This is a genomic window from Brachybacterium phenoliresistens (assembly GCF_039530785.1).
Lineage (GTDB): Bacteria > Actinomycetota > Actinomycetes > Actinomycetales > Dermabacteraceae > Brachybacterium > Brachybacterium phenoliresistens.
This window is the reverse complement of record NZ_BAAAOW010000002.1, coordinates 53,079-65,620: the sequence shown is the minus strand read 5'-3', so window position 1 is coordinate 65,620 and position 12,542 is coordinate 53,079. Positions and strand designations below refer to the sequence as shown.

Below are 12,542 nucleotides of genomic sequence, written 5' to 3'. Positions count from 1 at the left end.
TGAGGCTCAGAAGTCCCAGTCGTCGTCGCTGGTGTCCACGGCCTTGCCCATCACGTAGCTCGAGCCCGAGCCGGAGAAGAAGTCGTGGTTCTCGTCGGCGTTCGGGGACAGCGACGCCAGGATCGCCGGGTTCACCTCGGTGATCTCGGAGGGGAACATCGGCTCGTAGCCCAGGTTCATCAGCGCCTTGTTGGCGTTGTAGCGCAGGAAGGTCTTCACGTCCTCGGTCCAGCCGACCGGGTCGTAGAGATCCTCGGTGTACTCCTCCTCGTTCTCGTAGAGCTCGAAGAGCAGGGACATCGTGTAGTCCTTGAGCTCCTGGCGGCGCGCCTCGGAGGCCTTCTCCACAGCCTTCTGGAACTTGTAGCCGATGTAGTAGCCGTGCACGGCCTCGTCGCGGATGATCAGGCGGATGATGTCCGCCGTGTTCGTCAGCTCGCCGTGGCTGGAGTAGTGCATCGGCAGGTAGAAGCCGGAGTAGAACAGGAACGACTCCAGCAGCGTCGAGGCGACCTTGCGCTTCTCCGGGTCGTCGCCCTGGTAGTAGCCCATGACGATCTTCGCCTTCTTCTGCAGCGACTCGTTGTGCTCGCTCCAGCGGAAGGCGTCGTCGATCTGCTTCGTGTCCGACAGCGTCGAGAAGATCTGCGAGTAGGACTTGGCGTGCACCGACTCCATGAACGCGATGTTGGTGTACACCGCCTCCTCGTGCGGGGTGAGCGCGTCGGGGATCAGGGAGACCGCGCCGACGGTGCCCTGGACGGTGTCCAGCAGCGTCAGGCCGGTGAACACCCGCATGGTGAGCTGCTGCTCCTGCTCGGACAGCCGGTTCCAGGACTGGATGTCGTTGGACAGCGGCACCTTCTCCGGGAGCCAGAAGTTGCCCGTCAGGCGGTCCCAGACCTCGAGGTCCTTGGGGTCGGGGATCCGGTTCCAGTTGATGGCCTGGACGGATGTCTTCAGGTGATCGTTCACCACTACCTCGCACTCGCTGGGGTTCGCTGGGATCCTCCTCAGTCTAGGTCTGCCGAGGGGGCCAGACCCGCCGCACGGACGTGAGCTATCACCGCCGTGTCGGGCCAGCCCGACGGGAATACACCGGGTGGCAGGATGGGGCCGGTGCCGCCGCGTCCGGAGACTGGAGCCATGACCACGATGCCCGCCCTGATCTCCTCCCCCGTCCCGGCCCCGCGCCGCGGCGTCCTGGCCCGCGCGGCCTCGACCATCGGCCGCTCCCTGGGCTACACGCTCCTCTCCCTCGTCCTCGCGATCCCCGCCTTCGCCCTGGTCATCTCGCTGCTGTCGCTCGGCGTCGGGACGGCGATCCTGTGGATCGGGCTGCCGATCCTGGTGCTCGCCGTGCTGGTGGCCCGCGGGTTCGCCGCCGCCGGGCGCCGCCTGATCACCTCGGTCCTCGGCCGGCCCCTGCCGGTCCCCGCCCCGAAGCTCCCGCCCGAGGGCGCCGGGCGGGTGCGGCGGATGCTGACCCCGCTGTCGGACCCGCAGCGCTGGCTGGACGTGCTGTGGGTGCTCGTGCAGTTCGTGCTGGTCCTGGTCACCTTCCCGGTGATGGTCGCCTGGACCATCGGCGCGATCGGCACGCTCGGCGGCCCTCTCGCCACCCTGGTCCTGCGACGCGTGCTGCCCGAGGACCAGGTCGACGGCCTCGGCTCGCTGCTGGGCCTCTCCGGCCAGAGCGCCCTCGTCGCCGATCTCGCCCTGCAGGCCGGGGCCGGGCTCGTCTTCCTGCTCACCCTGTACCCGGTCGCGCTGCTGGTGAGGACCCTGCACGCCGAGGTGGGCCGGGCCCTGCTCAGCTCCCGCTTCGAGGAGCAGCAGCAGCTGGTCCAGGTGCAGGCCTCCCGCGCCGCCGCCCGCACCGCCGAGTCCGAGTCCCTGCGCCGCCTCGAGCGGGATCTGCACGACGGTCCGCAGCAGGGTCTCGTGCGCGCCGGCATGGACCTCGCGCGGGCCGAGCGCCTGGCCGCCGAGGATCCCGAGCGGGCCCGCGAGATCGTCCGCGAGACCCGCGAGCTGCTCGGCGGGACCCTCGACGAGGTGCGCCGGCTCTCCCGCGGCATCGCCCCGCCCGTGCTGGTGGACCGCGGTCTGCGCGCGGCCCTCGCCGAGCTCGCCGGCACCTCTCCCGTCCCCGCGACGGTCCGCGTCGAGGCCGATCAGCTGCCTGCGCATGTCGAGACGGGCATCTACTACGTCGTCTCCGAGTCCCTGGCCAACGCCGCCAAGCACTCCCGCGCCGGGTCCGTCGAGGTCTCCGTGGCCCGCCTCCAGGACACGGTGCGGGTCCGGGTGCAGGACGACGGCATCGGCGGCGCCCGGGTGCAGGCCGGCCACGGCCTCGCGGGGCTCGCCGGGCGCGTCGCCTCCCTCGAGGGGATCCTCGAGGTCTCCTCCCCCGCCGGGCAGGGCACGCGGATCGAGGCGGTGATCCCGTGCGGGTCGTGATCGCGGACGATTCGGCGCTGCTGCGCGAAGGGCTGCGCCTGCTGCTGGAGGACTCCGGCCACCAGGTGGTCGCCGCCGCGTCCGACGGGCCCGAGCTGGTCGCCGCCGCCCTGGCCCAGCGGCCGGACCTGATCATCGCGGACATCCGCATGCCGCCCAGCCACAGCGACGAGGGGCTGCGCAGCGCCCAGGAGATCCGCGGCCGCTGGCCGGAGGCGCCGATCCTGCTGCTGAGCCAGTACGTGGTCGTCGCCTATGCCGCCGAGCTGATCTCCTCGGGGACCCGTGCCACGGGCTACCTGCTCAAGGACCGCGTCAGCGACATCGGCCCCTTCCTCGAGGGCATCGAGCGGGTCGCGGCGGGCGGCGTCGTGATGGACCCGGAGGTCGTCGGGCAGGTGCTCGCCGCCCGGCGCCGCTCCCCGCTGGAGGATCTCACCCCGCGCGAGCGGGAGGTCCTCGAGCTGATGGGCGAGGGTCTGACCAACGCCGGCATCGCCGAGCGCCTGGTGGTCACCGAGGGCGCGGTCGAGAAGCATACCCAGCGGCTCTTCGCGAAGCTGGGCCTGGCGGCCGATGCGAGCGTCCACCGCCGGGTGACCGCCGTGCTCACCCTGCTCGGGGGCTGAGGCGGCTCCCCGCCGGATCCGCGCGGGGCGTGCCGGCGCGGGACGTGCAGAAGGGGCGTGCAGAAAAGGGCGTGCAGAAGAGGGCCGCTCCGAGCCGGCGACAGGGCGATGACCATGTCGGCGGCTCGGAGCGGCCCTGTCGCGCACCGTCCGGGGACGGCGGCCCGCGCAGCGGTCGATCCGCGTCAGCGGCCGGGGGCCGTGGTAGCCGCCTCGGGGACGGCGGGCGCCGCGACGCGGGCGGCCGGGGCCGCGTCGGAGAAGACCAGGTCGGTCGCGGTGTCCTTCTCGGTGTCGGCGATGCGCACGGCGTCCTCGATCCGCAGCAGGTCGCGGCCGCGGGTCTCGGGCACCAGGAAGGTCGCGGCGGTGGTCATGGTGGCGAGGGTCGCCATGTAGATCGCCAGCACGATCCAGTTGCCGTCGGTCCACACCAGCAGGGCGGCGCCGAGGACGCCCACCAGGCCGCCGGCGAGGACGGCGGAGATCTCCCGAGCCATCGCCACGCCCAGGTAGCGGTGCCGGTTGCCGAACAGCTCCGGCAGCATCGCGCACTGCGGACCGAGCATCGAGGCCACGGCGATGCCGATGCCCACGGCGATCACGGCGACGGCGACGATCTCGTCGCCCTGGGAGAGCAGGTACCAGGCCGGGAAGGCGTAGGCGAGCATGAACACGGCGCCGAAGCGGTACACGAGCACTCGCCCGAAGCGGTCCGAGAGCGCCCCGCACAGCGGCACGGAGAACACGCCGATCAGGCTGCCGATGGTCACGCCCCAGGTCACGATGCCGCGATCCATCCCGATCGCCGCGGAGGTCACGAAGGCCAGGGCGAGCGACTGGAACATGTACGACCCGCCGTTCTCCGCCATGCGCAGCCCGATGCCGACCACGACCCCGGCGCGGCCGCGGGTGAAGATCTCGCGCAGCGGCCGTTCGGCGATCTGCTCCTGCTTCTCCAGCTGCACGAAGGACGGGGTCTCGCGCAGCCGCGCCCGGATGAACAGCGCGATGAGGATCAGCAGGATCGAGGCGAGGAACGGGATGCGCCAGCCCCAGGCCATGAACGCGTCCTCCGGCATGAGGTTCAGCAGGAAGAACACCACGCCGGCCAGCAGCGTGCCGGCCTGGATGCCGATGAACGGCAGGGCGGAGAAGAAGCCGCGGCGGCGGACCGGCGCGTACTCGGCCATGAGGACCGTGGCGCCCGCCTGCTCCGCTCCGGCGCCGAAGCCCTGGGCCAGGCGCATCACGATCAGCAGGATCGGGGCCAGGATCCCGGCGGTCTCGTAGGTGGGCAGGACGCCGATGAGGGTGGAGGCGCCGCCCATCAGGAGGATCGTCGCCACCAGCACCCAGCGCCGGCCGATCCGGTCGCCGATGGTCCCGAAGAAGAGACCGCCGAAGGGGCGGGCGACGAAGCCGACGCCGTAGATGCCGAAGGCCGCGACCGTGGCCATGGCGGGGTTGTCGGCCGAGAAGAACAGCTTGTCGAACACCAGCGCGGTCATCAGGCCGTACATGGCGAAGTCGAAGTACTCCAGGGCGCTGCCGACGCTCGCCGAGAGCGTGGCACGGCGCAGGTTCGCGGCGTACTCGGCCTCGCTCATGGGCGAGGCGTTCTGGGGTGGTGCACTGCTCTGCGATGAGCTCACGACATCTCCTTCGATGCGTCCGATGGCGGGGACTCCTCGAGGGGAGCACCTCGTCCGTGGTGACGCGCCCCAACGTACCAGGTTCTGAACGATGTGCAACCCGTTGGACAGATTCTCTGCCGCGCAGTCCCGCCGGCACCTTCCGTACGGCACCCATCACCCGGCACCTTCCGGGCGGCACCCATCACCCGGCATCGGCCGCACGAGAGCCGATCGCCCGGCATCGGCCGCACGAGAGCCGATCGCCCGGCAATGACCGACCGAGCACCGATCACCCCTCGGGCCGCATCGCACCGAGGGCGCCGCGGGCGGCTCCCGGGGTGGCGCGTGCACGGATGGCTGCCTGAGAGCCTCGAGCCAGGCGATTGCCTGGCTCGAGGCTCTCAGGCCGCCGCTCGTGCACGGCCCGAGCGCCGACCGCGGCGCGTCATCGACCCTGCCGGCCAGGGGATCCACCCCACCCACGGCGGCCGCGGCGCCATCACGCGTCCCGCGGCGGCGGCGGCGGGGACGACCAGGAGCGCCCGGGCGCAGGGCCCGGGCGCGTCGGCAGGAGGGGAGGTCAGGCGACCGCGATGCGGCGCGGCACCACCAGGCGCGGCGCCGTCAAGCGCGGCACCATCGGGCGCGGCACCTTCGGGCGCGGCGCCATCTGGCGCGGCGCCGTCGGAGGCGGGATCAGGCCGGGGCGCCGGGACGCCGGGCCAGCGGGTTGGACAGGCGCGAGGCCGCGCCGGTCATCGCCTCGCCCAGGCGGGCGACGGTCTCGTCATCGGCCTCGGTGCCGGGCACGGCGACGCCGATCGCCATCAGGGGGTCGCCCGGCTGCCAGGGCTCCAGCGGGACGGCGATGCCGCAGATCCCTTCGAAGGACTCCCCCCGGTCGATGGCGTAGCCGCGGGCACGGGCCCCGGCGATCTTCTCCCGCACCGCGGGGGCGGAGCTGACGGAGCGGCCCGTGAGCGGGGTGAAGGCCTCCTGCTCGAGCAGCTCGTCGACCTGGGCGTCGGCCATGGCCATGAGCATGGCGTTGCCGACCGCGCAGTAGATCAGCGGCAGGCGCGAGCCCAGCGGGGTCCCCAGGCGGTTCGGTCGCCCCTCGTGCCGGGCCAGGTAGATCGCGTCGGGCACGTCGAGGGTGGCGATCTGGACCACCTGGCGGGACAGCAGCGGATCGTCCTCGACCACCTCGAAGAACTCGCGCACCTGGTTGAACTGGGAGGCGAAGGCCCCGCCGAGCTCGGCGGTGCGCATCCCCAGGCGGTACCCGCTGCCGACCCGGTGGATCATCCGCTCGCGCTCGAGCGCCGCGCAGATGTTCGAGGCGGAGGACTTCGCGATGCCGACGGTGCGGGCGATGTCCGACAGGGTCTGGGGAGCCCCTCCCGCCGCCTCGAGCGCCTCGAGGATGCGCAGGGCGCGGCTGACGGCGGGCGAGGGGTCACGGGATTCGTTCATGGGTCAGTAGAACTCCACGGTGTCGACGACGTTGCGCAGCGGCTCCTCGTCGAGGAAGCGGCGCAGGTTGTCGATGAACAGCCGGACGATCCGCTCCTCCTCCCGCGAGGACAGCGCGGCGGTGTGCGGGCTGAGCAGGACCCTGGGATGATCCCACAGCTCGCTGGCCGAGGGCAGGGGCTCGACGGCGGTCACGTCCAGCGCCGCGAAGCCGATGCGCTCCTCCTCCAGGGCCCGCAGCAGGGCGTCCTCGTCGACCACGCTCCCGCGCCCGACGTTGACCAGGACGGTCCCGGGCCGGACGGCGCCGAGGACCTCGTCGCCGATGAGGCCCTCGGTGGCGGCGGTGCCGGGCAGGGTCAGCACGAGGGCGTCGACGTCGGCGGCGGCCCGGGCGAGCTGGTCGATCGGGACGAGCTCGTCCACGTGCGGGACGGGGTTCCCGCTGCGCGTGGTGCCCAGGACGTGCGCGCCGAGGGCGGAGAACTTCTCGGCGCAGGCGGCGCCGATCCCGCCGAGGCCGACGATCAGCACGCGCATCTCGTCGATCTGGCGCATCTCCCAGCGGTCGCTCCAGACGTGGGCGCGCTGCTGCTCCAGCAGCCGCGGAAGGCTCTTGGCGCCGGCCATCACCCCGAACACGGCGAACTCCGCGAGCGGGGACCCGTGCACCCCGGCGGTGGTCGTCACCGCGACGCGCGCGAGCTCCTCGGCGTCCAGGCCCGCGGCGCGCAGCTGGGCGCCGCCGCCGGCGGCCATCGCCTGCACCCAGCGCAGGCGCGAGTTCGCGCGCACGGTGCGGGCGAGCTGGGCGGGCTCGACATCCGGGAGGCTGAACAGGATGTCGGCGGAGTCGACCATGGCGGTGTAGGCGCGCTCCTGGTCGGGAGTGCGCGCATGCTCCGGGTCTCCGGCCCAGTCGGCCGGTCCGCGGCGCGGACGGTACAGGTTGTGGTCGCGGACGACCTCCGCCCGGGGCTCCGCCTCCTCGATCATGCGGCAGAGCGGCTCGGGGAGGTCCACGGCGATGACGACCCGCGCCAGAGCCGTCCGCGGCGGATCGCGATGGTCGATGACGCTGGCGCTGGGGTGGGACATGGGAGCTCCTCTGCTCGGATCCATCGGCCGCACCGACGAGGCGGCCGGACGTCGTCCGACCAGCCTACCCGAAGTTCAACATGTTGTTTGTGGTTCGACACTTTGAATGACGCCGGTCGGGGACGCGCGGAGCCCCGCGCTCCGCGGCGCCGGCGCGCAGACGGCCGGAGCCCGCCGCGCTCCCCGGCTCGGGGGGTGCGCGACGGGCTCCGGGGACTGCGCCCGCAGGGCGGAGCGGTCAGTGGTCGGAGGCCGCCTCGGCGCCGGCGCCGGTGAAGGCGCGCACCTCCATCTCCGCCGCCTTCTCCTCGTGGTCGGGCTCCGGCGCGGTGAGCAGGGTGCCGATGATCCCGAGCGCGAAGCCGATCGGGATCGAGACGATCCCGGGGTTGGACAGGGGGAACAGGTCGAAGTCCAGGGTCGGGAACATCGACTTCTCGTGGCCCGAGACCGCCGGGGACAGCACGATGAGGATCAGGCAGGAGGCGAGCCCGCCCAGCATCGAGAACAGCGCGCCGCCGGTGTTGAACCGCCGCCAGAACAGCGAGTAGAGGATCGTGGGCAGGTTGGCGCTGGCGGCGACCGCGAAGGCGAGCGCCACGAGGAAGGCCACGTTCTGGCCCAGCGCGACGATGCCGCCGATGATCGCCAGCACCCCGATCACGACCACCGTGGCCCGGGCGACCTTGACCTCCTCATCGGGCTGCACGGTCCCGTTCTTGATCACCGAGGCGTAGATGTCGTGGGCGAAACTCGTCGCGGCGGTGATCGCGAGGCCCGCGACCACCGCGAGGATCGTCGCGAAGGCGATCGCCGAGACGATGGCCATGAGGACCGGACCGCCGATCACCAGGGCGAGCAGCGGCGCCGCCGCGTTCTCCCCGCCCGGGGTGGTCGGATCCTGCAGGACCTCGGGCCCGACGAGCGCCGCCGCCCCGTAGCCCAGGACCAGGGTGAGCACGTAGAAGCTGCCGATGATCCAGATCGCCCAGACCACCGAGCGCCGCGCCTCCTTGCCGGTGGGCACCGTGTAGAAGCGCATGAGCACGTGCGGGAGCCCGGCGGTGCCCAGCACCAGCGCGAGGCCCAGGGAGAGGAAGTCGATCGGGTTGGGGTACTTCAGCCCCGGCGAGAGCACGGCCTCGCCGTGGGGCGAGAGGGCCACGGCGTCGTCCAGGATCGCGGAGAAGTCGAATCCGTACCTCCCCAGCACGATCAGGGCCAGGATGCCCACGCCGATCACCAGCAGCACCGCCTTGATGATCTGCACCCAGGTGGTGCCCTTCATCCCGCCGACGATCACGTAGACGATCATGAGCACGCCGACCACGGCGACCGTCGCGGCGGTGGCCACCCCGCCCTCGAGGCCCAGCAGCAGGGCGACCAGCCCGCCGGCGCCGGACATCTGCGCGATGAGGTAGAAGAAGCACACGGCGAGGGTGGTCAGCGAGGCCGCCATGCGCACGGGGCGCTGGTTCAGGCGGAAGGAGAGCACGTCGGCCATCGTGAACTTGCCGGTGTTGCGCAGCAGCTCGGCGACCAGCAGCAGGGCCACCAGCCAGGCCACGAGGAAGCCGATGGAGTACAGGAAGCCGTCGTAGCCGGCCACGGCGATGGCGCCGCAGATCCCCAGGAAGCTCGCGGCGCTGAGGTAGTCGCCGGCGATCGCGATGCCGTTCTGGGGGCCGGTGAAGGAGCGGTTGCCCGCATAGAACTCGGCCGCGCTGGCCTTCTGCCGGGAGACGCGGAAGACGATGAAGAGGGTGACCGCCACGAACAGCGCGAACACGATCATGTTGATGACGGGGTTGATCTGGTCGATCATCGCCGGCCCTCCTGCGTCTCGTCGAGGATCTCGCCGGTCTCCATCTCGTGGCGGATGGCCTCGGCATGCGGGTCGTAGCGCTTGTCCGCCCAGGAGCGGTACAGCATCGTGATCACGAACGTGGTGACCACCTGCCCCAGCCCCATCAGCAGGCCGACGTTGATGCTCCCGAGGACGGGGATCGCGTAGAGGCCGGGGGCGAAGCCCGCGAGGATCACGTAGAGCAGGTACCACAACAGGAACAGGGCGGTCATGGGGACGATGAACGAGAGGAAGGACCGCCGCAGTCGCTGGAAGTCCTCCGATCGCTGGACGGCGACGCTGCGCGCGCCCACGGTTCCGGGGTCGGTCAAGGCTGGCTCCTTTGCCGGGATTCGAGGAGGGGCCGAGCGGGCATCTCGGCGTCGGCCACTGTAGCGCAGGTCACAGCGCGAGCGGGGTCGCCCGGCGTACTGCCCTTGTCGTACTACGCCAGCCGTAGTACGGTGTGCGGAGCATGATCGGCCCGGCGAGAGGAGGACCCATGATCGGTGCCGATGCGATCCGCGGGCACATCGACCTGATCCTGCTCGCGATCCTCGAGACCCGCCCCTCCTACGCGTACGAGCTCTCCCAGACCATCACGGACCGCTCCGGCGGCGAGTACGTCGTCAAGCAGACCACCCTCTACACCGCGGTCAAGCGCCTGGAGTCCCAGGGGCTCCTGGACAGCTTCGAGGACCTCTCCCCCACCGGGAAGCCGCGCACCTACTACCGCATCACCGCGAGCGGCACCGCCCAGCTCGAGCAGAAGCGGGCGGAGTGGATCAGCACGCGCGCCCTCGTCGACCACTTCGCCCTCCCCGACCCCGAGATCCCCTTCGGAAGGACAGGACAGTCCCAGCCATGAACGTCATCGACTCCTACCTCGACACCCTGTTCGATCCCTACCCGCGCAGCACCCGCATGCGAGAGGCCCGCGCCGAGCTGCGCGCCATGATGGAGGACAAGCAGCAGGCCCTGCTCGGCCAGGGGCTCTCCGAGTCCCAGGCCGTGGGGCGCGTGATCGCCGAGTTCGGCAGCCTCGAAGAGGTTGCGCCGGAGCTCGGCATCGGCCCCGAGGTCTCCGGGGCCGCACCGCAGGGCCCGCCGCTGCTGTCCCGGTCGCGGGCCGAGGACTACGTCTCCGCTGTCCGGGCGACCCGCCACCTCCAGGCCCTCGGCGTCAGCCTGTTCGTGCTGTGCCCGGTCCCGCTGCTGGGGCTGCTGGCCCTGGCCAGCAGCTCCACGACCGACCCCTCCCACCTCGCCGTGCTCGTCGGCCTCATCGCGCTGCTGGTGATGGTCACCGCCGGGGTGCTCGTGCTCGTGCTGCGCGGGTCCCGGCTGGGCGACTTCGAGGACATCGAGGAGGGCCGCTTCACCCCGACGCAGGAGATCCGCGATTTCGCCGCAGAGCTGCGCCGCGAGCACCGCTCCCGTGCCGCCGTCGCGCAGGGGATCGCGATCTCGCTGTGGATCCTGTGCGCCGTGCCGATCCTGGTCACCGCGCTCCTGTCCACCGGGGAGGACGACACGATGCCGCTGTACGGCGTCTGCCTGACCCTGATCATGGTCGCGGCGGGCCTGTGGGTGATGATCCGCGGCGCCTGGGGCCCGTCCACGGCGGAGACCCTCGAGAACGAGTGCGACGAGATGCCCGAGTCCAGCAGCAACCCGGTGATCCGCACGATCGCCGCCGTCTACTGGCCGGTGTGCACCGCGATCTACCTCGCCTGGAGCTTCATCTCCGGGGACTGGGGCTCGACCTGGATCGTCTGGCCCGTGGCCGGCGTCCTGTACGGCGCGCTCTGGGCCGTCAACAGCGCCCTGCACGGCTCGCAGCCTCGCAGCCAGGCCCGCTGAGCACTCCGCACCGCCCCCGCATGCCCCGACCACCGGGTCGAGCTCGTAGACCATCGTCGCTCGTCCCGGTGCGCGGCGGCTCCCTAGGCTGAGCGGGCCAGACCGCCTCGACACCCCCTCGACCCCCTCCGTCACGCCGGGAGCCGACATGGAACCGCAGCCCTCGCCCACCCCCGCCTCCGGCCCCTCCGCGGCCCCCGGTCCGGACCCGGCCCCGCCGCCGGGCGCAGGCCCCGACCCAGCCGCAGGCTCCGGCCCGGACGCAGGCCCGGGACCGGGCGCCCGACGTGCCGCCGGGTCACGGTCCCTCGCCCCCGACCTCGCCCGGGGCCTCATGCTCCTGCTGATCGCCCTGGCCAACGTGTCCTGGCATCTGTGGGGCCGCGAGACCGGCATCACCCACGCCCATCTGGTCGAGGGCAGCGCCCTGGACAAGGTCCTGCAGGCGCTGATGATGATCGTCGTGGACGGGCGCAGCTACCCGCTGTTCGCCTTCCTCTTCGGCTACGGGATGGTGCAGTTCTTCCGCTCCCGCACCGACCGGGGCCTGCCCGAGCGGACGGTGCGGCGCATGCTGCGCCGCCGGCACTGGGCGATGATCCTGTTCGGGCTCGTCCACGCCGCGCTGCTGTTCATGGGCGACGTGCTGGGCGCCTACGGCCTGGCCGGCCTGCTGCTGGTGTGGATCTTCTTCCGACGCCGGGACCGCACGCTGCTGGTGTGGGCCGGGGTGATGTGGGCCGTGCTGGCGCTGGTCGCCGCACTCGCCCTGTTCGGCGGCATCATGACGATCCTCTTCCCGGAGGAGAGCGCCTCCGCCCAGTTCGCCGGGCCGTCGGGCATGCAGGACCTCACCTCGGGTGCGCCCGGCTTCCTCGCCTCGGTCCTTCCCCGGCTCGGGATCTGGGCCGTCCTCACCGTCGCCCAGGTCGCGGGCCTGGCGATCCCGATCGCGATCCTGCTGGGCTGGGTCGCGGCGCGCCGCCGCCTGCTGGACGACCCGGGCAGCCATCGCGCGGCCCTGCGCCGCATCGCGGTGATCGGGATCCCGATCGGCTGGGCGGGCGGCCTCCCCTCGGCGCTGTACACCCTGGGGATCCTCGACATCCCGCAGCAGGCGAGCTGGATGTTCTCGGCTCTCTCGTCGACCACCGGCATCGCGGCCGGGATCGGCTACGCCGCCGTGTTCGCATTGATCGCCGCCCGCCTGCAGCAGTCCCGTCCCCCGCTGGTGCGGGCGATCGCCGCCGTGGGCGAGCGCTCCCTGACCTTCTACCTCTGGCAGTCCGTGGTCTTCGCGATCGTCCTGTCGAACTGGGGCTTCGGGGTCGGCGGCTGGGCCGGCACCTCTCTCGCCCTGCTCATCGCCGCGCTCACCTGGGCGGCGTCGATCCCGATGGCGGCGCTGCTCGCCTCCCGCGGCGCCCGCGGACCGGCCGAGCGGGTGCTGCGCCGCCTGACCTACGGACGGGACGACCGCGCCGCCCGGTAGCGTCCGGGTCCCGCACGGGCGCCGGCATCGCCCGG

11 protein-coding genes are annotated in these 12,542 nt (G+C 72.1%); 5 read left to right on the top strand and 6 right to left on the bottom strand.

The window, feature by feature from the left end:
• Positions 1–6 precede the first annotated feature (6 nt).
• A complete protein-coding gene (gene nrdF / locus ABD234_RS04630; RefSeq protein WP_038372547.1) occupies positions 7–975 on the bottom strand; it encodes a class 1b ribonucleoside-diphosphate reductase subunit beta in 969 nt (322 codons plus the stop codon).
• A 171-nt stretch (positions 976–1,146) separates the two neighbouring features.
• On the opposite strand from nrdF, the gene ABD234_RS04625 reads away from it, so the two are divergent.
• Together ABD234_RS04625 and ABD234_RS04620 are read left to right on the top strand one after the other, a co-directional pair.
• Positions 1,147–2,466: a sensor histidine kinase gene (locus ABD234_RS04625; RefSeq protein ID WP_344354320.1), complete on the top strand. Its 1,320-nt coding sequence runs from the start codon at positions 1,147–1,149 to the stop codon at positions 2,464–2,466.
• On the top strand, positions 2,454–3,095 hold the full coding sequence (locus tag ABD234_RS04620; RefSeq protein WP_344354319.1) for a response regulator: 642 nt from the start codon (positions 2,454–2,456) through the stop codon (positions 3,093–3,095). The genes ABD234_RS04625 and ABD234_RS04620 overlap by 13 nt, the downstream gene beginning before the upstream one ends.
• 185 nt (positions 3,096–3,280) lie before the next feature.
• Here the strand turns inward: ABD234_RS04620 and ABD234_RS04615 are convergent, their stop codons facing one another.
• The 5 genes from ABD234_RS04615 to ABD234_RS04595 form a co-directional block, all read right to left on the bottom strand.
• On the bottom strand, positions 3,281–4,705 hold the full coding sequence (locus ABD234_RS04615; RefSeq protein WP_084148436.1) for an MFS transporter: 1,425 nt from the start codon (positions 4,703–4,705) through the stop codon (positions 3,281–3,283).
• 723 nt (positions 4,706–5,428) lie between these two features.
• A complete protein-coding gene (locus tag ABD234_RS04610; RefSeq protein ID WP_038372321.1) occupies positions 5,429–6,208 on the bottom strand; it encodes an IclR family transcriptional regulator in 780 nt (259 codons plus the stop codon).
• A gap of 3 nt (positions 6,209–6,211) precedes the next feature.
• Positions 6,212–7,306, bottom strand: a complete 1,095-nt coding sequence (locus tag ABD234_RS04605; RefSeq protein WP_344354317.1) for a D-2-hydroxyacid dehydrogenase — start codon at positions 7,304–7,306, stop codon at positions 6,212–6,214.
• Positions 7,307–7,544: 238 nt separating this feature from the next.
• Positions 7,545–9,131 carry a solute symporter family protein gene (locus tag ABD234_RS04600; protein WP_344354315.1) on the bottom strand — a complete coding sequence of 529 codons (1,587 nt, stop codon included), beginning with the start codon at positions 9,129–9,131 and terminating at the stop codon, positions 7,545–7,547.
• Entirely contained in the window at positions 9,128–9,484 is a 357-nt protein-coding gene (locus ABD234_RS04595) for a DUF485 domain-containing protein (protein ID WP_084148435.1), read from the bottom strand. Before ABD234_RS04595 ends, ABD234_RS04600 begins: the two co-directional genes overlap by 4 nt.
• A 170-nt stretch (positions 9,485–9,654) precedes the next feature.
• On the opposite strand from ABD234_RS04595, the gene ABD234_RS04590 reads away from it, so the two are divergent.
• The 3 genes from ABD234_RS04590 to ABD234_RS04580 all read left to right on the top strand — a co-directional run bounded on the left by ABD234_RS04590 (position 9,655) and on the right by ABD234_RS04580 (position 12,507).
• On the top strand, positions 9,655–10,020 hold the full coding sequence (locus ABD234_RS04590) for a PadR family transcriptional regulator (RefSeq protein WP_051486802.1): 366 nt from the start codon (positions 9,655–9,657) through the stop codon (positions 10,018–10,020).
• Complete coding sequence (locus ABD234_RS04585; protein WP_344354313.1) at positions 10,017–11,015, top strand: permease prefix domain 1-containing protein; 999 nt, start codon at positions 10,017–10,019, stop codon at positions 11,013–11,015. Before ABD234_RS04590 ends, ABD234_RS04585 begins: the two co-directional genes overlap by 4 nt.
• A gap of 148 nt (positions 11,016–11,163) precedes the next feature.
• Positions 11,164–12,507, top strand: coding sequence for a DUF418 domain-containing protein (locus ABD234_RS04580; RefSeq protein WP_344354312.1), 1,344 nt, complete (start codon positions 11,164–11,166; stop codon positions 12,505–12,507).
• Positions 12,508–12,542: the final 35 nt, after the last annotated feature.